Source organism: Turneriella parva DSM 21527 (genome assembly GCF_000266885.1).
In the GTDB taxonomy this organism is placed as follows: domain Bacteria; phylum Spirochaetota; class Leptospiria; order Turneriellales; family Turneriellaceae; genus Turneriella; species Turneriella parva.
On record NC_018020.1, the window covers coordinates 1224609 to 1247788 of the forward strand.

The following is a 23180-nucleotide window of genomic DNA, read 5'->3' on the forward strand; positions in this document are numbered from 1 at the left end:
CTGGTCATGCTTTACTTTGCCGTATTGGGAATTCTTATGCTGCTCGCGCTTCTGGCGTGGCTCTTGACCCTGCGCAAAAGCAATCCGTTTCATATCGTGCAAAAACTGATGGAAGAAGGCCAGTACGACGAAGCGGTGCTAAAGCTCACTGCGATGTCTGAAGATATCGACCTGGCCCCCCGCAGTTATATCTACCTGGCAGAATGCCATGAGCAGCTTGGGGCGCGCGACCTGGCCCGTACCTGCTACAAAAAGGCAATCGACGCCGGGGCATTCGACGACAAAGACCGCGAAATCGAGATCTACAAAAAGATTGGTGAAATTTACCGTTCTGAAAACGACACCGAAGGTTTTTTTGAGGTTTGTCTGGAAATATTGCGCCTGAACCCGGGTGACGAGCTCGCCAACCAAGAGGTCGGCATGATCGCGCTGGGCGACGGTCATTATAGCGTGGCCGAAATCTACCTCAAGGCCGCAATGGCACACAGCGACGACCCGCAGCTTGTGCTCGCCTATGCCGTCACGCTCTGGCAAATGGGAGAATGCGACGAAGCCGTTGCGCACGTCGAAAAACTTTTAGCCGACGCCGGAGAAGAGCACATCTACCGCCTCATGTACGTGACCATGGCGACATTCGGTGTGCACCTGGCGCGCGGGCGGCAGACGGCCCTGAAGCTGATTGCCGATACGCAAGATGACAGTGTTAAAGAACTGCTCTACAATATTTACCTCTACCAGTGCTATCAGGGCAAAGCTCTGCGTGAAGCGCTCGACTTTTTGAAGCGGCAAAACGAGTCGAACAGTTTGCCCGCAGACCGTCGCCGGGAGTATCAGTACCTGCTGTTAATTCTGTACCTAAACGAAGAGATGTTTCTCGAAGCTTCGCGCCTTTACCGCGACCTCGCTGAAATCGACGATGAGTACCGCGACCTTAAACACCTCAGGGTGTTCATCGACCAGATCGATCTGAATCCCCATGCCGAGAATTTGAAGCCGTTCAAGCAAATACTCAAAGACAACTTTGAGCCGCTGCTGATGCCCGATCTGACTTATGCGATTTCAGGCTTTCGCAAGAATCGCGGCCTGGCGATCACGAAGTTCTTTGACCTGAGTGGCGATCGGCCTCAGCTACGCATCGAATACGATGTTATGACCGCCGAGAAGAGCGCAGATCTTTTCATGCAGATGATGCCTGAAGAGTTTCAAAAGTTTGTTTTGTACATCATCACAAATCTCGAATACAATGAACCCGTTAAAGAATCTTCGGGTGAAAAAGATCTTGTCTTGTATTCGGCGATCTCGTCAAAGAGCAAATCGATTCGGGCGCTGTTTGCGTTCTACCGGCTCAGAACGGGCTCGCACATCAGCGACATTTCATTGCGCAATCTTCAGAATAAAATGCAGTCGCTTAAGGCAGACAAAACCTATATTATATCGAGCGCGCAGCTCACAGAAGGCGCCGCTGCTCTGATCTTGAAAGAATCGTCACTAAAGCAATTCGATGCCGAGCATCTCGCCGAATGGCTGCACGACTATTTCAAATCGACGCGCCGGCACTAACGGGTTACTGTTTCAAGAACCCTTGAGCAATCGACCGCAACCGAAAAAGTGAAATGCAGCAAAGCCGCTTTATTGTGCGCGCCACAGGGCCCGGTAGGTTTTAGAATTCTTGAGCAGCGTACGGTGGCTACCCATCGCCTCGATGCCGCCGTTACCCAGCACGATGATCGAATCGGCATGCGCGACGGTGCTCAGGCGGTGCGTGATCAGCAAGACGATGCGCTTACGGCTGAGCGCGCGCAGATGAGAACGAATGCGCTGCTCACTGATGGTATCAAGGTGCGCCGTCGCCTCGTCGAGCACCAGAATCGGGGCCTTGCGCGCGAGAGCCCGCGCGAGCGTCAACCGGTGGCGCTGCCCACCCGAAAGTTTGAACCCTCGTTCGCCGATCAGCGTATCGAGCCCCTGGGGTAATTCTTGCACGAAGCCATCGGCGTCTGCCGCCTTGAGCGCCAGACGAAGGTCTGCCTGGGAGAAAAATTCGTCACGCCCGAACAGGTTATCGCGCACAGTGCCGTCGAAAAGTATCGCATCTTGTGTGACGATGGCGATGAGCCGCCGGTAGTCAGCGAGCTCGAACTCGGTCACATTCACACCATTCAACAGAATTTCACCCTGTTGCGGCGAATAGAAACGGCAAAGCAGGTCGATCAAAGTTGTTTTGCCAATGCCGCTCTCGCCCACGATCGCATAAATTCGCGACGGCTGTAATGAAAGCGTGACGTTTTTCAGAACGGGATTTCCCTCACGGTAAGAGAACGTGATATTTTCGAAATCCACCTTGCGGATTGAGTTCGGTACTGTGCGATGCCCCGTATCGGATTCTTTATCGAGTTTCAACATGTCTAGCACCCTGTCGAGAGATGCCATCGACTTCTGAATCTGGCTCAGCGAAAAGACCATGCGCCAAACCGGGTACAGCAGCATACCGCTGTACATCTGAAATGCTACGAGGTCACCCACGCTCGTTTCGCCGCGTAAAAAATAAATGCCGCCAAATACCATAATCAGCAGCGAGGTAATCGGTATCAAGAAGTTCCAGATTCCGTCGACCGCCGATTCGCGTATGGCCGCAAAGATGTTTTTGCGAAACATGAGGTCTTGCGTGAGGTTATAGCGCCGCTGCTCGGCGGCCTGCATTTCGAAGGCTTTCACGGCGCGAATGCCGGCGAAAACTTCGCTCGTGCGTGCGTCTTGCGCCGAACGGTCGTTACTGACTGAGCGGTAGACAGGGCGAACTTTCAGAATGTAGATGAGGCTAATATAGATCAGCGGCGGTATAAAACCCGAAGCCACGAGCGCCAGAGGCAAATGCCAATAAACGAGAATCGCAAAAGTAATGACGATGCGCAGAAACGCCACGCCCGGCGAAATTACCGCCATCTGCAGAATACCCGTCAGGTTTTCTGCGTCGCTCGTGAGCCGCGAAACAATACCACCGGTCTTGAGCTCATGAATCTGGCCCAGCGGTAAGTGCATTAAGTGCCTGAAGAGGCGCAGACGCAGCCGGCGCACAAACCTGCCGTTCACCAGAACAGTATAGAAGCGCCGCCAAAAGTCGATTGCCTGCGCCGAAACGAGCATGAAAAGCAAAGCAGCGCCAATCGTCAGCAACAGAGTTTTCTTTTCACCAGCGCTGAGCTGCGCATTCATCAGCACCCCATCGAGAATATGCCGGGTCGTCACTGGCACCGCAAGGTACAGCAGTTCGGTCGCGCAGGCTGCGGCGAAAATTATCGCGAACGGGCGCCTGTAATCTGCCATGAGATCGAGGTAAGCGCGCAGATTGGCTCGCGACGCCTGCTTGTTTTCGAGCTTCTTGGCAGTGGTCTGCTTGTGGGTGTCATCGAGAAACTGGCGAAAGAGCCAGCGAGAAGAAACGAGGGCCATGTGCAGAGAAAATACTCCGCCGATGGACATACGACAAATAATCTACAGCGGCTCGAGGCCCGGGTTTTTCTGCAGCTCTTCGGCGACGAACTTCTCAACGCGCTTTGTCGATTCATTCGAAAGTGTCGTGAACAAGACTCCGCAGGTGTAGCGCCGTTCTTCGGTTGTTTCGCGCGTGCACCAGCGCACCAGCCCCTGGCAAATGAAGCGCAGAGATTTTCCCGGCAGGTAAACGTTTACGCTGATGAGTGTGTTCTTCGGCAGTTGCCTGTCAGTTATCATGCGCAGACCAATAGGACTTAGGTCTGTTATCACGGCTTCATACCTGCCGGGTTCTGTCCACACGTTGTAGCCGATGACTGCATCGAGTTTGAGCCTCTGGCCCTTGCGAATGACGCTCTTATACAGCTTCGTGGGCTTCAAGATGCGAATCAGGTTGCCCTGCCGCGCAGCTTCGACCTGCGAATCGAAACGAAAGCGAAAGTTTGACATGGTGAAGTCGACCCTGACGGGTTCGGAGAGGGGCGCATTCAGAAAGTCTTCATCAACGCGCACCGTCAGGTGGGTGTCGCCGAGGTTTTCGAGCACTCCCTGATAGCGATTACCCTCGGGATTATCGTCGATGGGCATTATCTGCAAAGCAAGACTCTGGCGCAGTATAGACATAATCCTCCTTGGGGAACAGCTACCGTGAACCTGAAGAGCGACACCGTCAACCGGATTTTGCACTTGACCCTCTGCACTCAAAGCGATGTTTGCGGCAGGGAAAAGTTGGTGCTTGCTTAAAGCAATCCACAAAAATTAAGATACTTTATGGAACCTCTCAAAGAGCTTTCGCATGTCGTCACAGAATTGCCGCGTGGCGGTTACCTGGTACAAACGCCGGGCGGTTATTTTCAATTTGGCGCTCCGCCTGAAACCATCAAAGATACGATGTTTTTACCCGAAGGGGTGCCGACGGTATTCGTTCTGCCGAAGCACTTTTTCAACTGGCGCAAAGGCATAAGCGTCGCCGAACTCGAGTTTCCGATCTACTACAATTTCTTTCTGAAGAAGCGTAAAACCATTCTCATCTGTAACGAAGAGCAGTTCTTGCGCTTCAAGACTGTTTTTAACGAAGCGGTGTTCGGGCCCAAAGATCTCGATGTCTCTCGCGACTACGTCGAAGGGCTTGAAGTGCCGGCGCTCAAGCGTGAGATGAAATTTTTCAGCAGCACCTTCAAATTTGCCGACATGGTGGGCTTTGGCATTTTCAACGAAAAACGCCGCTTCACTTATAAGGGCGTTACCGTCAGCCAAGATGCTGATGATAACTTTCAGGTATCGAGCGGCAGCAAGCACATCGCCGATATTCCCGGCAAGATTGAATTCAAAACCATTTACCGAATCGGCGAGCGTCTGCATGAGCCTTTCGTACCCCCATTATTCGGGGTCACCTGCCTCGGCCCGAGCCATGGATTTGACCCAAGCGAGAACACTTCGGGTTTCACAATTTGGCTGAACCATAGCGGCATCATGATCGACCCGCCGGTCAACACGACCGAGTGGCTTGAAGATTCGAACGTGAACCCGAAATTTATCGACAGTATTATTCTGACGCACTGCCATGCCGATCACGACGCGGGTACATTTCAAAAGATTCTCGAAGAAGGCAAGATTACCATTTACACGACCGAAACGGTCATGGGCAGCTTTCTCAAAAAATACTCAGCTCTCGCGAATATCGACGAAAGTTATATGCGGCGTTTGTTTGACTTTAAACCGGTAAAAGTCGGCCAACCATTTTTTATTCACGGTGGGCGTTTCGAGATTTTTTACACGTTGCACTCGATACCGGCGATTGGGTTTACTCTGAAGTTTCAAGACCAGTCATTCGTGTATTCGTCTGATCACAATAATGATCCGGTGATTCACGAGCAGCTTCGCGAAAAGCAGATAATCAGCGAATCGCGCTATAATGCCCTTAGAAACTTTCCGTGGCACAGCAACGTCATTTACCATGAATCGGGCATTGCTCCCCTGCACACGCCCATCGCTCACCTTGATTCTTTGCCCGACGATGTGAAGAAGCGCATTGTCGTCTACCATATTAGCGAGAAAGATTTTCCGAAACAGACGCATCTGACACTCGCAAAATTCGGTATTGAGAATACTCTCTACTTTAATGCGGCTGCACCTGAGAATGTGAAGGCTTCTCAGATTCTTGGCACACTGAAACAACTCGACTTCTTTGAAGACATGCCGATTTCGCGCGCACAAGAATTCATTGACATTGTTCAGATAGAGCGGTACAAAAAGGGTGATCTGATCATTCAACAAGGCACCAGCGGAGACCGCTTCTACATCATCTATTTCGGTTCGGTTTCGGTACGCACTCAAGACCTGCAATCGCGCAAGATCTATGGCGCTTATGACTATTTCGGTGAAGTCGCGCTGGTAACCAACCAGCTGCGCACGGCTGACGTTGTGGCTGAAACCGAAGTCACACTTTTCACCGTCGAAAAAGACAAGTTCTTGAATTTCATTTCAGGTTCAGAGTTTGAGAAGATTTTGCTCAAACTCGCCAAGGTGCGTGACGCCGAAACCTGGAACGTCATCTCACAGAGCCGGCAGCTGAATTTTCTCACTTCGACGCAGAAAACCTGGCTCGAGTCGATGCTGATTCCCGTCGAGTTTACCGAAAAGGGCCCGATTTACCCCGAAGGTGTGCCGCCACAATACTTCTACATCATACGCTCCGGTGAGGTGACGCTCACCAACAACGGCGTAGAAGAAGGGCTGCTGACGCGGGGCGATGTTATTGTGCATAGTGAACTTCTCAAAACCGGTCGCGAGAATTTTCAATACGGTTTCATCAACAAGAGTGAAGCTTCGCTCTATGCCGTTTCACGCGAAGATGCGCTCAAGTTTTTCGACCGCAACCCCGGCGTAAAAATGAAACTGCAGTACGAGTTCTAGCATGGCCGCACAGCCGCCACGCGGCATATCGACCCCGAAGTTTCCGTTTCACACGACGCAATCAGAGTTGCGTATTCTCGGTGAGCTTCTGGCCATCGTCGCTCTGAGAGGCAATAACGCCGCTGAATGGCAAAATGAGGATTTCTTAACCTCACGCAACATCACGACTGCGGCCATCTGCATCGAAGCTCTCAGAGAGACACTTTTCCCTGAAGAAACAAAACTGCGCAAGAAGCGCGCTGAATTTCTTAGGCCACTCAATGGGTCACCGCTGCGGGCGCACTTTGACCAGTCACTCGAGACAGCGGTGATTACTTTGCACGCGCAGGTACAGAACAAGGTCGAATATGAGAATCTTTTGAAGCGTCTTCAGGCCTTCAACTTTGATGAGTGGCAGAACCTTTGTGACGACGAGCGCATCGATGCAGATTGACACCCTATACCTTGAGAAAGGTGCGCGGGACTACGCCGCGGCAGCCCGAATCGTTGAAAAACTGAATCCTCAAAAAATCGAAGAGATCGAAGACTACCAGACGATTTTCTCGAAACGCAGGACACCCTACCTGTCGAAGCGCGACACCCGTAACGTCTTTGTCGCGGTCAAACGCGGCGCACTTGTGAAAGAAGCGCCCGCAGCCTACGGTTACGGCAGCGATGACTTGCACTACTATTATATTCATGCATACAATTGTGTCTATGAATGTGAGTACTGTTACCTGCAGGGTTACTTCAGCTCGCCCGACCTCGTGCTGTTCGTGAACCATGATGAGATCATCAGAGATATGCGGGCGATCGCCGCCGCAAGCGCCGCTCAACGGGTCTGGTTTCATGCCGGCGAGTTCAGCGATTCGCTCGCGCTTTCGCACATCACCGCAGAGCTCGCCGACTACTGGCAGTTCTTTTCAGAAACCCCCAACGCCTATCTGGAGCTTCGCACCAAATCGATCAATCTGACGGCGATGCGCCAGTTAAAACCGATCAATAACGCGGTGGTCAGCTTCTCTCTCTCGACGCACACGCAGGCCGCCCGCCACGACCGTGATGCACCTACCGCCTCTCAACGCCTTGCCGCGATGCAGCGCCTGAAAGAACTCGGGTTTCGGCTCGGCGTGCATTTTGACCCCCTGATCTACGCACCCGATTTTGGGTCTAATTTCGAGGCAATCGTGTGTGACCTCTCTGAAAGAGTGGGCTTTGCAGGTATCGATTACATCTCGCTCGGTGTCGTGCGTTTCGCTAAAGATGTCTACCGTGAAGCAAAGGAAAATTACCCGGCTTCAGACATTTTCGCGCGAAATTTTATTCAGGGCACCGACCACAAAATGCGCTACGTACGCCCGCTGCGCCTGCAAATGCTCGAACTGGGCCGCGAGATTCTGAAAAAGCATGGTTGCCCTGAAGATAAGATTTACTTTTGCATGGAATGAGCGCCCGACAAATTACCCAGTCAGACACGCAGAATCGTTTTATCATCGGCATCACCGGTGCGTCAGGCGCTGATTACGCACTGCGACTCATCTGGCGGCTCAGTGCGATCAAAGGCGAAAGCGATGTGATTATCTCGCCGAATTTCTATAAAGTGCTCGCCAGTGAAGGCGGCATTGACGGCGCCAGCGGTCAAAATCTTCTCGAGATTGCCATGGCCCGCTACGGCAAGACGAGCGACCTGCACGAATTCTCGAATCTGGCGTATACGGATATTGGTGCACGCGCTGCCAGCGGTTCGCAAAAATACCGCGCGATGGTGATCGTGCCGTGCAGCATGAAAACGCTCGCAGCTGTCACGCATGGCCTAAGCCAGAATCTTATCGAACGCGCGGCAGATGTATCGCTGAAAGAACGGCGAACGCTTATTGTTTGCCCGCGCGAATCGCCGTTGAGTACAATTCATCTGCGCAACATGCTCGCGCTCAGCGAGGCGGGTGCAATTGTAATGCCGCTCATGCCTGGATATTACCATAAACCTCAAAACATTACCGACCTCTATGATTTTATGGTCGACCGTATCATGCAACACCTCGGGCTGAGCGAACGGGCGATCGAACCATGGCAAGGTTGATCGTTTGTCTATTGGCATTTGTGCCGGCGTTGCACCCGATTGCCGTCGAATACGACCTCGATCGGCCGCTTGAGTCACCTGGCACCTGGCGCTATCACCAAAGTTCACATTTCTATGCGCAACACCGGTGCGGTGAATCGCAGCTACAGGCAATTGGCCGGCGCATTCAGAGATTTCTCGAGGCACCAGAAAGGCAGCGCGCGGCAGAATTGGGCCCGGTGCTGCAGGTGCGACTATATGCCTCTGCAGCCGACTATCGCAAGAACCTGAAATTCTCAAAATACCGTGACGGCCACTATAACCGCCGCCTGGGCATCATAGTCAGCTACTGCGATGTACCGGCGCACCGCCTGGCAGAGCAAATGACCTTGTACGCACTCGCCGATAAGCCGCTGCGCAAATGGCAGCGGGTTTTTCTTGCTGAGGTTATTCCTGTTTTGGCCGGGCGCAACCTGCAGAGTGCATTCGACGACGTGGGTAAAGACAAGCCTGCAGCCCTGTTGCCAGTTTTATATTCAAACCACTGGCCGGGGCGAAGCGAGCGGGCCACTTTAAGACTGCTCGCGATTCACCTCGCCGATCGTCAGCTGCTCGAACCCTTTGTTGAAAGGCTACTTGAAGCGGCGGCAGCAGATGACACGGGTCTCGAATTGCTCGAAAGCCTGACAGAGGGCAACATTGCGCCGCTGGCCGAGAGCATCGCGGGCGCCGCGGCGGCGAATGGCAATAAAACTTTACGCAAAGGCCAAACGAAATAAGCGTACTCCCTGAATGTTCGGCTTCATCGTTCTACTCGCTATCGCCTCGGCTTCGGCCATTCTTCTGCTCTGCATCGCGCAGCTGATACGCGTGCCTGAAAACGGCGTGGCAATGCCCACCGCCGATTCTGGCATGCTCGTTTATCGCCGGCCTCTTTATCGTGCAGTTGCCGCCGCGGCAGCGGTATTTTCACTCATGCTTGCTGCAGGCTATTACTTCGATTTTGCGCGAAACAAAATTTCAGACTGGAAAATACTTTTGCTCACCTCAGGCGGATTTCTGCTTTTTCTGGTGGCGGCAATCGCCAGCGAGTCATTACTCCGGTACATGAAGCGGCGCGTAGTGCAGCTGCAGAAAGAAACCATTAGCCGTATCTTCAGACAAGTGCTTTACGCTGGCGCACTCATGGGGCTCGGCGCAGTTCTGATGGCGATCGTTTATGCATGGCTGGCGCAGAGCCAGAAAAACCAGATGACGCAGCTCTATCTGATACCGGCCTATGCGGGCGCGCTGCTGATGTTCTACCAGCGGTTTCATGTCGCGCTGACTGCCCGCTCGGCCGATTACGCGTTTGAACTCATGGCCCGCCAAGAAGCATTACTTCCGCTGGCGGGCGCGTCGAATCCGCTATGGCGGCTGAGGCAGTCTTTTGCCGCCATTAACCGCTTTCTTTTCTCGCACCTCGAATACCTGGTGCTCGCAGTCGTCGTGCTCACGGTCTCACACCAGATCGAAGCGCAGACGAAACTGCCTTCTAATCTGGGTGCGACGGTCTCGTTGACAGTGTTTGCGATCGGCGTTATTGCGACAATACCTGCGCTCTTTATAATGCGGGTCAGAGAAAAAACATCACCCGAGACGTTTCTGTGGAATATCCGCATCGGCTATGTTGCGTCTCTGGGCGTACAGGCAGTCATTACGTATGTCGTGCTCGTTGTATTCGCACAGTTGCACATTAAATTCTTCTGGATTACATTCATCGGTTCACTGACTGCCCTGCTGCTGAATGTCTATTCTGCCGCCTTCGTCGCAGAAAATCACAAGACAGCACGGGGTCTCATTGCCGCAGCCGCCAGCTCCGTTTCGACAGTGGTTCACCGTGGTATAGCAGCCGGCATGCGGGGCGCAGCGGTGCCGGCGCTGATTGTCGCCTTCATGATGGGTCTTGTCTACCTGATGGGTGTTGTCGACGAGAAAGGCGAAGACCGCTTTGTGTACGGCCTGTTTGCCCTTGCTTTGGCGCTCACGTCGATGGTATCGCTCTTCACTGTTGCGCAGGCGACTGCTGTCATAACTTCAATCGCTTCGCATTTTATCGCCGAGGCGAAGCTCAATTACCGCAAGGGAGAAATGCACTCGGCGCTTGAAAAATTCAGAATCTTGCGCAGTATCTCTTTGCCCTCATACGTGCTGCACGGTAAGATCATGCTCTCGGCGCTCGCGATGCTGATTTTTCTCGTGTACACACAGCTTTTGAGCGAAGCAGGCGCCGCCACTCTGTTTAAGCACCTGACGGAAACAGCTACGCTTCTGCTGGGCGGCATTACAACCTATTATCTTTCAGCGCGCGTCAATGAATTGGTGCTGAATCTCGGGCCCTTGATGGTGCGTGAAACCAGCAGGCAGTTTCGGGAAATGCCCGGGCTCATGGCTGGCGAAGTACCACCCGACACGGGGCAACTGCTCACAATTTCGCGCCAGTATCTGACGCGCAAAATTATGCCGCTATTCTTGCTCGCTATGTTTTTGCCTGCAGCTGCCTGTCTAATGGGTGGCATATATGGATTAACAGGCTACCTGATTGGCTTTGGTTTCTTTACATTTCTCAGCGCCAACAGCTGGCTCACCACCGGTGCAGCCTGGTCGAGCGCGCGCCACGCGGCCGAGGCCGATGCTCAGGTATCAAGGCACACTGCCCAGCTCGAGGCGTTGACGCAGGCCGATATTGTCGGCGACTCAATGCACGAGGCGGCAGCCCCGACGCTGGCGGCGGCAGTGCATGTGACGATAATCGCATCGCTCATATTTACACCCGCGACTCTCGAGCTGCACACGCAACTGCGCGAATTCGTCAAAACTTTTTTCTGAAGCGCCCTGCTAACCCTGCATAATCTGCAGATTGCTGTGTATATGGCTGCCCGCCAGCGCAGAGCGGCTGGTTTTTATTATGTAGGCTGCCAGCGCCTCTGCGGGCGTGGGCTGCACGCTGCTGAGTCCCGGTAATTTGAAAAGCGGAGAAAGCACGCCGGTGACAACACTCGCCAATTTTTCGCCTGTGCGGTGTTCTTTGCGGTCACCGATGAGCAGCGAGGGTCTGTAGAGATGCAGCGCAGGCAGGTTCAAGGCCATCAGCTTTTGTTCGACCTCGCCCTTGACCCGATTATAGAAAATGCCAGATTTGGGTGAAGCACCATGCGCGGTGACGACGTGCAGCGAGCGAGCGCCCAGCGCGAGCGCCTCTGCCGCGAAGTTTACAACAAAATCGTAATCCACCTGACGAAATGCTGCCTGACTGCCGGCCTTCTTGATGGTCGTACCCAGTGTACAAATTGCAATGGGAGCTGTTGGTTTCTTTCCAGGCCATACGACAGACGTCGTAAAGCTATGCGGCACGAAATGCAGGTTCGCTGATTCTGGCCCAGGGGCACTGCGGCCGAGGCACCAGATCTCAGCCCCACCCTGCGCGATCAGCTGCTTCACCACTTCTGTACCGACGAGGCCTGTGGCGCCCGCGATGATGTAATCTGTTTGCATGTCTGTCCCCTGGTGATTTTTGCCAATGTTCAATCGAGAAAGCGCGCCCGCAATTCGGGTGTCGGCAGATAGCAGGCTTCGCGTTTACCGAACCATCGATAGCGATTGCGCGCAACGAAGCGATAGAGAGCATTCGCCATGAATGCGGGCACCAGTCGCCCCAGGCTGCCGAAAAATCGCCACGGTTGTTTCAGGTATTCGCTGATGGCGATAACAGCTTCGGCTTCGAGGCAGAGGCGCCCCTGCACAGAAAACACGATGCTATCGGGCAGAGCCAAGGTATGAGCAGAATGTTTTTTTTTGAAGGTTTCACCCTGCAGAGGCGCGAATTTTACCACGTGGTTTCGTTCATGCCGAATGATAAACTGAACAGCGCCGTTGCAGAGATTGCAGACGCCGTCGAAGAATATTATGGGCGTCTCGTCAGACGTGTTTTTTAATCCACTTGATGATGTCAGAAATCACCTGCTTGCGGTCACCGAGAGGCTCGTTCATTGTCTCGTGGTAGAACCCCGGGTAAATCTTCAGCGTTTTGTCTTTCGAGCTGAGGCCCTGAAAGAATTCACGACTACCTTCAGCGAGCGCAATACCGTCGGCATCGCCATGGAAAACCAGCACAGGCATCGTGATGCGGCTCGCCTCGTGCAAGAGTTGCGTACCGGTCGCGAAGAGATCGACACCCATCTTCATAGATATTTTGCCGTGCACGAGCGGGTCGTTCACATAGGCCTGCACGACGTTATCGTCGCGTGAAATCAGTTTTACGTCTAGCCCCGCAGGCACCGTCATCGCCGGCGCTAGGCGCGCGAGCACCGTACCCACAGCCTTTTTGATTGCCTGAACCGCATCGAGTGCAGGCTTAAAGGCCCCGCTCGAAACTGCCAGGCCGTTCAGTTCTTTTGCAACATCACCCCTGAGAGCCGCAAGCACCGCAATAAGGCCACCCATTGAATGGCCCAGCAAAATCATCGGCAACTTTCCGTTCTCTTTTCGCGCCTTTTGAATCAGTAACGCGAGATCATCGGCATAGACATTAAAGTCGTCGATATGCCCGCGTTTGCCCGGCGTCTTTCCGTGCCCACGTGCATCGAGTGCATAGACCACGGCTTTTTCTTTTTCAAGCTCAGCCAAAATATTGTTATAACGACCCGAGTGTTCGCCGAAACCGTGCTGTATCACCACGACGAATTTTGGCTTGCTTTTGCCCGGTTTCCAGGTCTGTGTGTAGAGTTCGAAACCGTCTTGAGGATTTTTAAGAGTCGAAGCCGTCTGCTGCATAGGGTTAGGGCCCAACCCCTGAACAGAGGGTAAACTTGATTTCGGCCCCGGTGCCTATTTAATCAACTTACCTGAAAATACCGTCGGTAAATCGGTAAATCCAATCCACTTGTTAAACCAGAGACGGTAATAGACGAAAAACGAGAGAAAATAGAGAGTAATGATGATGGCCATGACGGCCGTCTTGCGGTATTTGAAGGTCTTTCCCAGTTCGACTACATACTTGAGCACCGCATTGGTTGCTTCTTCGATATATGAGATCAGAAAATAAAAGAGCGCGACTACCAAGAGCATGCCGAGCAGCGTCACGATAGCCGGCGCCAGGTATTTGTCGAGGCCCATGATCTGTATGTTGACGATCTGCACCACAATGTCGATCACCAAAAGCGCGAGCACCCGAAACGACACGCGTATCACGCGAACCTGCCACGATTGATGTCCGTTGCTCATTGTTTGCCTGCCGTTGTTGTCTTTTTCGACGACCAGAGAATACGATTTTCCCTTTCGGTCTTTTTCTGCATAATTTTGAAGGTCTCTTTATCAAGTGCGATACGAATCTGCGTCGCTTCGGGCGATGCAAAAACCTTGAATTTCTGCAGGGCATCGCGCATCGCTGCGTGAGCCTCAGATGAGACAAAATCGCCGTTATCGCTGAGCTGGTCGATACTTCGCCACAGGTCAACGGCACGCTTGGCGTTCGGCCACGATGCGGGGTTCATTGGGTCAGAGCTTTCCCAAAAAACCTTAGCCTTTGCAAACGTCGCATCTTTTGTGCGGTAGCCACCCGGCGTATTTTCGAGCAGGTAATCGAGCACCTCGGTGCGTTTGAGATAGTAGTGCTGCAGTGCATCGCGCTCGTTTCGAATGCCTTTCTTTTCGGCAAGGGGAATATAACGCTCCACGACCTTCTCCAGGGTCTTCACGCGAATGTTATCTTTTTCTTTCGCCGGCAGGGCAGCAATGTGGCGCTTCACTTCGTAGAGCAGCTTCAATGCCCGACCCTGAATCTCATAAATATTCTCAACAGCAAAAAGAATTTCCGTCGCGTATTTCGTGCCTTTCTTCTTCGACACCACGTCAAGAGCCCTGCGCAAGAATTCTTCTTTGTTCAATGCCTCATGAAAGTAGTCAATCGCCAGATAAGTCATGTCGGGGTGAAACGACGACGCGACGCGCTGCAAATTCTCATAGTAGAGGTCGCGAATCGCTCGCGGCAAATCACCCTCGTTCGGGTCGAAATTGCCATAATCTTTCAGAAACCTCTCGAGCTGCTGCTCTTTGGGGTCAGACAACGTTTCGTCGAAGTATTTGCGCCGTGCGCTCTCGTCGAACGCCAATGCACCTGCAGTGCCTGGCCGGGGGGTGTTGAGCGCGACCTTCGTGCGCTTCTTGTCAGGTATCGACTTGCCTTCGCGCCACAGCCGGTAGTTTTCGATTACCTCATTGCGATCGAGCATCTTTTCGAGCTCTTGCGGAGCTTCTTTGATCTCTTCGCGAAACGGTTTGTCGATAGTCTTCAATGTCGGAAAAATATCTTTCGCAATGATATTGCGGTAGTCGCGTTTGCGCTTACGGTACTCTTCGGGAACATTCGGGTTAACCGCCGAACCAGAATCGTCTTTGCTGCCATAGCTGTCGTTCAGCTCTTCGCCTTCTTCGGTGCGATCGAGCTGCTCTTTCCATTTACCGCCGGGTATGCCAAACTCTTGGGCGAAGTCGCCCTGACCATTTTTGCCAGAGTCAGCCATCGGGCCATTTTGAAATCCACCACCGTCGTCTTTCTGCTCTTGCTGCCCCTGCGACGGGGGCTGCGGCATCATTTGCACGCTCAGTTGCATCAGCGGCTGGTTGCAGATCGCGAGCTCATTCACGGGCGTGCCCTTGATCGCAAGATGCGTGAACAGCGAAAGGTGCATCAGCGCCGAGAGATAAAGAAAAAGGGCCCAGCGCTGTCGCTGTACGAATGCCCAAAAGCTGATGAGGATTTCGTTCGTCATTGCGACTTTTCGGCCAAGGCAGTCTTCACTCGCACGTGCACCGATATCGCTTTGGTTTGAACCCGGCGCGCTGTGTCAACGAGATTGAATGCAGCGCCTGCTGCCGCAAGCGCAAAGCACGCTCAGAAATTATGCCGAATGCGTGAGCGCCGGTTTTCACGGCGTGTACGGGTCAAATAGTGGATCACACACCCCACCAGAACCCGCAGAGGGGGTGTCCACACAATCGAGGTTGATACGGCCCACTCTACCATTAAATACTGAGGTTAGGTACAAGTACGTCCTTTTTGTGTTCTTCGCCGCCGAAGTCACAAGTGCAAGTCCGTGTGGTTGAGCATAATAGTCGGGGGGATAATAGCTGACACCCGCATAGGGGTCTGACCCCGGGGCGGATTGCTGGTTTTCCCATGACACTTTACCGTGACCGAGCCATCCACAATAAGATTCGCTGCGCGCGGGCGCTGCGCAGTTCGACCCATCGATACGCCATTTGACAATTCGGTTATTGAGGCGGTCAGCCACGTAAAGATAAGTGCCATCGCTCGCGACAGCCGAAGGGTTTCTAAAATACTTGTTCGCGCTCTGCCCAATGCCAGTTGGCACAGTCGCCATCGAGTTCCAGGTAGCAGCACCATCACCCAGCCAGCCGGTTGACGCGCCAGTCGTTACATTGACGCGCACAATACGGTGATTGCCTTCGTCGGCAATGTAAAGAAACCCGCCCGCCAGCACAATGCCACGTGGGTCACGAAAAAAGCCTGCTGCGCTGCCGGCATTACCTGGCTGTGGGGTTGTACTGGTTATCCAGCCGTCATTGCCGTTGCCAATGTAGGAGTGAAAGGCGCCGGTTGTGCGGTCGCGGCGCAGAATTCGGTTCGCTCCGTAATCCACAATGTAAAGATACGTCGCATCAGAGGTGAGACTCCAGGGTAACAGCATCATGCGCGGGTTGTCGGTTGCCCCGGCGTTGTAGAGCGTGAGCGGCGTCTGCACCGTGGTTGCATTCTGCCAAAGATCATCGCCGGCCACCCAGGGGTTCTGGCCATACCCTATCCAGGCGACAAAGTTGCCTGCGCTGTCATATTTGACGATGCGGCGATTACCCGAGTCAGCCACATAGACATTGTGCGCGCTGTCAGCATGCACGCCCTGCGGCGAATCAAACGTGTGCGCGCAGTGGTTGTTCACGTAGCGATCTGAGTTCGTGCTCCAGGGCGTGCCTGTCGTCGGGCAGCTGGTCGAGGTGCTGCCGAGGCGGCCCAACGGGTTGCCGTTATCGAGGTTCACCCGCTGCACACTCATGTTGTTGTAGTCGGTAATATAAAGATAGTTGTTCGGGTACCCGCCGCCAGCAAACGCTGCAATGCCACCCGGGCGATAATAGGCGCCATCTTGATTATTACGCCAGACCGCACCTGTATCGCTCTGCCATTCGAAATCGGGTGAAGGCTGCGTGCCATACGAGCTCGAACCAATCCATTTTGTGTGGTTGCGTTTAGAAATCAGCGTTTCGTCAAACGGCCTGCAACTACCCGTCTTGTTGGGATTGTAAACGAGCACGTGCACGTTATCCCACAATGCGAGACCAAAACCACCACTACCGAACGGCAGAGTCTGGCCTGCATCGTACGTGCGCAGCGTAATCGTTGTCGGCGGGGTCGCCGAGATCATGCTGTTTTCTGAACGGGTGTTGATAACGTATTTCAGCGGCAGCTCGCCCGCTACCACGCCCGTGGCACCGGCAGCATTCGTCGTTGTCTTGTCGCCACCATCGAATCGGTGCCTGAAATAAACATATGAATTCGGTTTCAAACCCACCGAGCCGTCGGCGCACTTAGGACCTTCAAAGTTAAACGGTATGTTATTTGAGTATTTTGATTTAATCGTCGTGCCGTTAACAGTCGCCGCTGAATTGCCGATCTGCACGTTAGAAAAACTGAAACGGGTCTGTGAGGCTGCGCCATTGTTCAGACCCGTTGTCGGGTCAATGGGTATACCCAACAGACTCAGGTAGTGGGTGATGACAAAGTCGCCATAAAGAGATGAAAACGTCTCGCCGGGTATTCGCGTCTGCAACAGTGTATCAAGCCCATTGATCGTTTGGTCGGTCTGCGTCATGAGCTGCGTCATGAACGTCGTCGCATTGCCGCCGCTCACCATCTCTGCCCTGTGCCGAAGATAGTTAAAGAACAGATTACTTTGCAGGTAAGCGATCACCTTTGACGCCCACCCCAAGAAGTCTGTCAGCTGCGGGGCATCTTGATAATAGTCGATCACCGACGGCGATGCCAGCTGCGTCAGCCGCAACTGCTGCACGTTTGCCGTCGCAATCGTGACATGCGGGGCATTCTCAGCGATGCCTTCGGCAATCCACAGGTCGTGATTCAAGAGGCGATGCGTGATGACGCGCCTGCTGTAAGTGAAAAGGTGTGAGAGTTCGTGTATAACGATATCGTTCACCTGCGCCGCGTTGGTCGAATAGCCGGGGTTAAGGTCGTAGTGCACGATGCTCATTTCATTGCTATATCCGCCTAAGGCACCTATCTGCCCCGAATATTGCTGTAGCGCGACCGGGTCAGTAAAGAGGGCTTTGGTAAAATTATTCGAATAGAGATCACGCGGTGAAAAATAGCCGCCAACATAATTGCCGGTCGTGGCATAGTCGTCTTGAATATTGTATGCAAGAATCACGATGCGGGCATTGTTGTTGGCATAGGGGTGCTCGCCGCTGCCATATATGCTTTTCAAGTTTGCGTATGCTCGCTCCATGGCGCACAATACCGCATCCCCACCGGGATGGAATGACAAAGTACTCGCGCCTAAATTTGTTGCACCTTTGTTGAGCACAATAGTACTTCCGTTAGTAATGGTCAGGATGCATGCGCCATCGGGAATACCTGCTCCGGTGACTTTCATGTCAACTGCGAGATCGGCTGTTGAGGATAACCCATTTATAACAGCGCTTGAGACCGTCAAATTACCGTCTCGGACTCTTATCGCCGAAAATGTCAATACAGCAAACCCATCCGTGACTGTGGCCGGTTTCGTCAGAGTTACAGTTGATGCGTCAGTAATCGTGGCAACTGCTGTATCTGCCGGGATACCAGAGCCGGTGACTCTCATGCCCTGAGCAAGATCAGACGTTGAGGGCAATCCCGAAATGGTAATGCTTGCGGCCGTGATACTGCCGACTTTGACCGAGGATGCGGGAATGAGAGCATTGCTCGACTGTTCAAGGTATAATGCAAAATTCTCTGAAACTGAAATCCTGCGAGCATCCAACTTATAAAACGGATTAAAACTGCCGAGCATCGCATCTGCCGCCGCGGTGCGCGTCTTCACCCAGAACGACCACGTAATCGGCCCACCGCTCGCACCCATTCCCGGTTTCACGACCGAACTCGGTTCAATCGGTTGCGCCGGCAGAATATTCATCTCGGTGAACGTGACCGGCGCTTCGCCGAGGCGCGCGCAATTCACCACAGCCATGAGCGCCGTGATGATCAGAGGCAAAGTGAGGATATAGCGTCGGTTATGTGACATAATCTGCAATCAACGGTCAGCGCGCTCACATACGCAAAGCGGCAGACAGTTGTATACTATAATACACTTTTAGACGAACGCAACGCCAAATTTATGACAAGCCGCAATAACGGATATATGGACTCAAACTGCGAGAGCTGTAGAGACGCCCATCTCGGGCGTCTCCTTGAATTGCTTTTTTTTTGAGACGCGCATAAAGCGCGTCTCTACGGAAGAACCGACATGAAACGTCGCCGCTAAATCGCGTCGATGATCGAATTTAGCGTCGCACTCGGGCGCATTGCCTTTGCAGTCTTCGCGTCGTCGGGGTGAAAATAGCCACCCATGTCGACGGGCTTGCCCTGAGCATCGATCAGCTCTTTGTCAATTTTGGCTTCGTTCTCGGTCAGCTGCTTTGCGATCGGGGCGAATCGTGCCTGCAGTTCTTTGTCGGCAGTCTGTTCGGCGAGAGCCTGCGCCCAATAGAGCCCAAAATAGAAATGGCTGCCACGGTTGTCGATTTCGCCCACCTTGCGCGCCGGCGACTTGTTGTTATCGAGAAACTTGCCGAACGCCTTGTCGATCGTGTCGGCAAGCACCTGAGCTTTTGCGTTCTTGAACGTGGCAGCCAGATGTTCGAGCGAAACACCGAGAGCGAGAAATTCACCGGTTGAATCCCAACGCAGATAACCTTCTTGCTGAAACTGCTGCACGTGTTTCGGTGCCGAGCCGCCTGCGCCGGTTTCGAACAATCCACCGCCGTTCAAAAGTGGTACAATCGAAAGCATCTTCGCGCTGGTGTTGAGCTCCAAAATCGGGAAAAGGTCGGTGAGGTAATCGCGCATCACGTTGCCCGTAACAGAAATCGTGTCTTTGCCGGCTTTGACGCGCTCAAGCGTAAACTGCATCGCGTCGACGAGCGAAAGAATGTGTATCTCAAGCCCCGAGGTATCATGCTCTTTCAGGTAGGTATTCACCTTCGCGATAATCTGCGCATCGTGCGCACGGGCGCTCGTCAGCCAAAAGACGGCCGGTGAGCCTGTCGCGCGCGCGCGGCGCACCGCGAGCTTCACCCAGTCGCGTATCGCTTCATCTTTCGTCTGGCAGGCACGCCAGATGTCACCGGTTTCGACGTGGTGTTCAGTCAGCACTTTGCCCGCAGCATCGATGACGCGAATGACGCCATCACCAGGCGCTTTGAAGGTCTTGTCGTGCGAGCCGTATTCCTCTGCCTGCTGCGCCATGAGGCCTACGTTCGCAACATTGCCCATGACGCGCGGGTCAAATGCGCCTTGCTGGCGGCAGAAGTCAAAGCCGGTCTGGTAGAATTCAGCATATGACGTATCGGGAATCACGGCCTTGCACTCGTGAAGCTTGCCGTCTGGGCCCCACATCTTGCCCGAGTCACGAATGACAACAGGCATCGATGCGTCGATGATCACGTCGTTGCCCGCGTGCAGGTTGGTAATGCCTTTCGCAGAGTCGACCATCGCGAGCGGTGGGCGCACACTGTACGTCGCCTGAATATCCGCTTCAATTTCTGCGCGCTCTGCGTCGGGCAGAGTCTTGATTTTCGCGTAAAGGTCTCCGAGACCGAGGTCGGGATTCACGCCCAACTTCTGAAAAGTGGCCGCATGTTTTGCAAACACGTCTTTGAAATAGACCGAAACGAAATGGCCGAAAATGATCGGGTCAGATACCTTCATCATCGTGGCTTTGAGGTGCACAGAAAAGAGAAGGTTCTTCGCTTTCGCATCAGCCAGTTGGTCTTCGATAAACTGGCGCAAAGCCTTCGCGCTCATGAAAGTTGCGTCGAACACTTCGCCTTTTTTCAGCGAAAGTTTTTCTTTCAGAACAGTTTTGTTGCCTGACTTGTCTTCGAACTCAAACTTAACGTCAGTGGCATCTTCAATCGTGACAGATTTTTCATTGTGAAAAAAGTCGCCGGCTTTCATGTTCGCAACATGGCTCTTGCACTCTTTGCTCCACTCGCCGAGTTTGTGCGGGTTCTTCTTTGCAAACTCTTTGACCGAACGCGCCACGCGGCGGTCTGAGTTGCCTTCGCGCAGCACCGGGTTGACCGCGCTGCCGAGCACCTTGGCATAACGCGCCTTGATCGCCTTTTCATCTTCTGTTTTTGGCTCTTCGGGATAGTCGGGCACCTTGTAACCCTGGCTCTGCAGTTCTTTGATCGCCGCCTTCAACTGCGGAATCGAAGCACTGATATTCGGCAGCTTGATGACGTTCGCTTCAGGCAGCAGCACGAGCTTGCCGAGTGCCGCGAGGCCATCGGCGACTTTTTGGCTCTCAGAGAGATTTTCGGGAAAATTCGCAAGAATTCGGCCCGCGAGTGAAATATCGCAGGTTTCAACGACGACTCCGGCTGCCTTGGTGAACGCATTCACAATGGGCAAGAGCGAATATGTTGCGAGCGCGGGTGCTTCGTCGATTTTAGTCCAGATGATTTTTGATTTTGAGTCTGCCATGGTGTATCGACAAGACCCGAAAGTTGAGAGGCCGCGTCAATTAAGGCGCAGATCGCTGCGAGTGACTCGGCGAAAACTCGCTGGTGCGATTTTTTTCCGCAATTTTCGGCGCTAATCGGCGCAAATTCCCCCGCGAATCGGTGACGATTCGCTCTGCAAGTGGCGAAGACGCCAGAATTCACGCCGATTTTTCGCCTCGCGGCGAAACCGCCCCGAAAATTGCGAAAAAAAATCGCCCAAGGTTATAGCTTCGCAAGTTCCCGCCGAGCCACCGAGGCGGCGAAAGTAAGCCCTGACACAAAAAATCCCCCTGGGCGCCGCGTTACCGCAAGCGCCAGGAGGACTCAATTCGTTCAGGCACTGAAGCTTTCGGCGATTATTTGTCGCATTTCCAGGCTGCAGCTTTTGCTGTATACTGCTTGCCGAGTTTGCCGTGCACCTGCGCTGTAACATTCACGAAGACCTTGTCGGCGTTCATGGCTTTTGCCTGCGCCTTCACTGTCTGAATCGCAGTTTCTTTGTCCATGGTCGAGAACAGGTTACCCGCAGAGGTTTCGCCGAGGCGCTCACAGCCCTGTACTTTGTCTTCATGGTGTACGACCTGTACTGCACCGAGTGCTGCCACAAGGCCCATTGCTGCGATAAGTGATACGATCTTTTTCATGTTGTCCTTCCTTACCAGAGCCCTTGTTGCTGCTCTGATACCGTGAATATCGCACATATCTGGGCAAAAGTCATCAGCCCCGATACGGAAAAATCTGCGTGGTACTACGGAAAAATACCGGAACCAGTCTGAGATTACTTCCGATAAACCTTATCGCCTTTCTTGAGACGTACTGCTGCAGCCGGTGACGCTTTTGCTTTCAGTTTTGTGTGCATGTTTTCTCCGGCAACCAGTGTATAGCCTCCCTGTGCTGTCCTGACAGTGAGCTTTTGGCCGCTTTTAACCTTACCAATACCTTTTCCCATAATATCAACCTGTGCCTCACTGGCTGAGAAAATTTCTCCTACTTCGATCAATTTCGGTTTGTTCGCAGATCTGCGAATCAACTTGGCAAGATGCTGCTCATAACCCGGCGTTTCTGAGATCCCCTTTTTGCGCAAAGCCAGATCAACCGGTGTCTTGCCTTCGTTATCTTTGCGGTCGATACGTGGCTTGTATTTAAGTATCTGCTTCAGTGCGGCTTCATTACCCGATTCGGCAATATAGTGCAAGGGAGTTCTGTCGCGCTCATCCGGCGTATCGAAATCAACACCCGCGTTGATGAGAATTTCCAGGGCTTTGTCGACACCTCGCTTATCCATATCGAGGCGGGCCGCCAGGTGTACATAGTTACGTCCCTCGGGTAAGACCGGATTCATTTCGGCGCCAAGCGCTATGAGCTTTTTCATTGTATCGAGATCGACTCGCTGGATCGCGCGACTCATCGCTGTACTACCGTCTTTTGAGCTTGCGTTCAGATCTGCACCGGCAGCTGCCAGAACTTCGATGATTGCCCGGTGCTCCTCTGTCCGATCACTGTACGGAGAGATGAGGCTCAACAACGGCGTGTTCTGGTCGCTAAACGCACGCTGGTTGACATCGGCTCCTGCGCTGATCAGCAGCTTTGTGCATTTCAAAAGGCGGTCATCACCTTTGGATTCCTGACCGATGACGAGAAAGAGTGCCGTTTGTCCGTACTCATCGAGCGGCGCATTCACATTCGGCTTCTTCTTAAGTGCTGCTTCGAGAGCAACGGGATCCGCCGCTTCTGCAGCGGCACGCAGCGCCTCTTCGGGGGCGGCGAAGAGTGACGGCGTTATCAAAACGGCCATCGAATAGACACAGTGAAGCAAACTTACTCTCATGCACCGCAGCAGCATTTTCTGAATACGCGACAACTTATTTAACGCCAGCCCAAGGCAAATAGAATGCAG

18 protein-coding genes are annotated in these 23180 nt (G+C 53.2%); 7 read left to right on the forward strand and 11 right to left on the reverse strand.

Going from position 1 to position 23180, the window contains the following annotated elements:
* Positions 1-6: 6 nt before the first annotated feature.
* The gene (locus TURPA_RS05825) at positions 7-1560 is read left to right on the forward strand and encodes a tetratricopeptide repeat protein (RefSeq protein WP_014802363.1); all 1554 of its coding nucleotides are present in this window, start codon (positions 7-9) and stop codon (positions 1558-1560) included.
* 69 nt (positions 1561-1629) lie between these two features.
* Here the strand turns inward: TURPA_RS05825 and TURPA_RS05830 are convergent, their stop codons facing one another.
* A complete protein-coding gene (locus TURPA_RS05830) occupies positions 1630-3450 on the reverse strand; it encodes an ABC transporter ATP-binding protein (RefSeq protein ID WP_014802364.1) in 1821 nt (606 codons plus the stop codon).
* Positions 3451-3492: 42 nt separating this feature from the next.
* Entirely contained in the window at positions 3493-4116 is a 624-nt protein-coding gene (locus tag TURPA_RS05835) for a PilZ domain-containing protein (protein WP_014802365.1), read from the reverse strand.
* Positions 4117-4263: 147 nt separating this feature from the next.
* On the opposite strand from TURPA_RS05835, the gene TURPA_RS05840 reads away from it, so the two are divergent.
* The 6 genes from TURPA_RS05840 to TURPA_RS05865 are packed head-to-tail and all read left to right on the forward strand — an operon-like array spanning position 4264 to position 11314.
* Complete coding sequence (locus TURPA_RS05840; RefSeq protein WP_014802366.1) at positions 4264-6408, forward strand: cAMP/cGMP-dependent 3',5'-cyclic-AMP/GMP phosphodiesterase; 2145 nt, start codon at positions 4264-4266, stop codon at positions 6406-6408.
* Between the two features lies 1 nt (position 6409).
* Positions 6410-6841, forward strand: coding sequence for a hypothetical protein (locus TURPA_RS05845; protein WP_014802367.1), 432 nt, complete (start codon positions 6410-6412; stop codon positions 6839-6841).
* Entirely contained in the window at positions 6813-7835 is a 1023-nt protein-coding gene (locus TURPA_RS05850; RefSeq protein WP_169314404.1) for an SPL family radical SAM protein, read from the forward strand. Before TURPA_RS05845 ends, TURPA_RS05850 begins: the two co-directional genes overlap by 29 nt.
* Positions 7832-8467 carry a UbiX family flavin prenyltransferase gene (locus TURPA_RS05855; protein ID WP_014802369.1) on the forward strand — a complete coding sequence of 212 codons (636 nt, stop codon included), beginning with the start codon at positions 7832-7834 and terminating at the stop codon, positions 8465-8467. Before TURPA_RS05850 ends, TURPA_RS05855 begins: the two co-directional genes overlap by 4 nt.
* A complete protein-coding gene (locus tag TURPA_RS05860) occupies positions 8455-9225 on the forward strand; it encodes a hypothetical protein (RefSeq protein ID WP_014802370.1) in 771 nt (256 codons plus the stop codon). The genes TURPA_RS05855 and TURPA_RS05860 overlap by 13 nt, the downstream gene beginning before the upstream one ends.
* A gap of 13 nt (positions 9226-9238) precedes the next feature.
* On the forward strand, positions 9239-11314 hold the full coding sequence (locus TURPA_RS05865) for a sodium/proton-translocating pyrophosphatase (RefSeq protein ID WP_014802371.1): 2076 nt from the start codon (positions 9239-9241) through the stop codon (positions 11312-11314).
* A gap of 9 nt (positions 11315-11323) precedes the next feature.
* Here TURPA_RS05865 and TURPA_RS05870 read toward each other — a convergent pair whose 3' ends face one another.
* From TURPA_RS05870 to TURPA_RS05910, 9 genes are all read right to left on the reverse strand, one after another.
* Positions 11324-11980, reverse strand: coding sequence for an NAD-dependent epimerase/dehydratase family protein (locus TURPA_RS05870; RefSeq protein WP_014802372.1), 657 nt, complete (start codon positions 11978-11980; stop codon positions 11324-11326).
* Between the two features lie 29 nt (positions 11981-12009).
* Complete coding sequence (locus TURPA_RS05875) at positions 12010-12342, reverse strand: thiol-disulfide oxidoreductase DCC family protein (RefSeq protein WP_342612519.1); 333 nt, start codon at positions 12340-12342, stop codon at positions 12010-12012.
* Positions 12343-12403: 61 nt separating this feature from the next.
* Complete coding sequence (locus TURPA_RS05880; protein ID WP_014802374.1) at positions 12404-13258, reverse strand: alpha/beta hydrolase; 855 nt, start codon at positions 13256-13258, stop codon at positions 12404-12406.
* Between the two features lie 54 nt (positions 13259-13312).
* A complete protein-coding gene (locus tag TURPA_RS05885; RefSeq protein WP_014802375.1) occupies positions 13313-13708 on the reverse strand; it encodes a hypothetical protein in 396 nt (131 codons plus the stop codon).
* Positions 13705-15255, reverse strand: a complete 1551-nt coding sequence (locus TURPA_RS21525) for a hypothetical protein (RefSeq protein WP_014802376.1) — start codon at positions 15253-15255, stop codon at positions 13705-13707. The genes TURPA_RS05885 and TURPA_RS21525 overlap by 4 nt, the downstream gene beginning before the upstream one ends.
* A 156-nt stretch (positions 15256-15411) precedes the next feature.
* Complete coding sequence (locus TURPA_RS05895; RefSeq protein WP_014802377.1) at positions 15412-18798, reverse strand: NHL repeat-containing protein; 3387 nt, start codon at positions 18796-18798, stop codon at positions 15412-15414.
* A 236-nt stretch (positions 18799-19034) separates the two neighbouring features.
* Positions 19035-21263 carry an NADP-dependent isocitrate dehydrogenase gene (locus tag TURPA_RS05900; protein ID WP_014802378.1) on the reverse strand — a complete coding sequence of 743 codons (2229 nt, stop codon included), beginning with the start codon at positions 21261-21263 and terminating at the stop codon, positions 19035-19037.
* A 376-nt stretch (positions 21264-21639) separates the two neighbouring features.
* On the reverse strand, positions 21640-21927 hold the full coding sequence (locus tag TURPA_RS05905; protein WP_014802379.1) for a hypothetical protein: 288 nt from the start codon (positions 21925-21927) through the stop codon (positions 21640-21642).
* Between the two features lie 134 nt (positions 21928-22061).
* Positions 22062-23078 carry an ankyrin repeat domain-containing protein gene (locus TURPA_RS05910; RefSeq protein ID WP_041948341.1) on the reverse strand — a complete coding sequence of 339 codons (1017 nt, stop codon included), beginning with the start codon at positions 23076-23078 and terminating at the stop codon, positions 22062-22064.
* Positions 23079-23180: the final 102 nt, after the last annotated feature.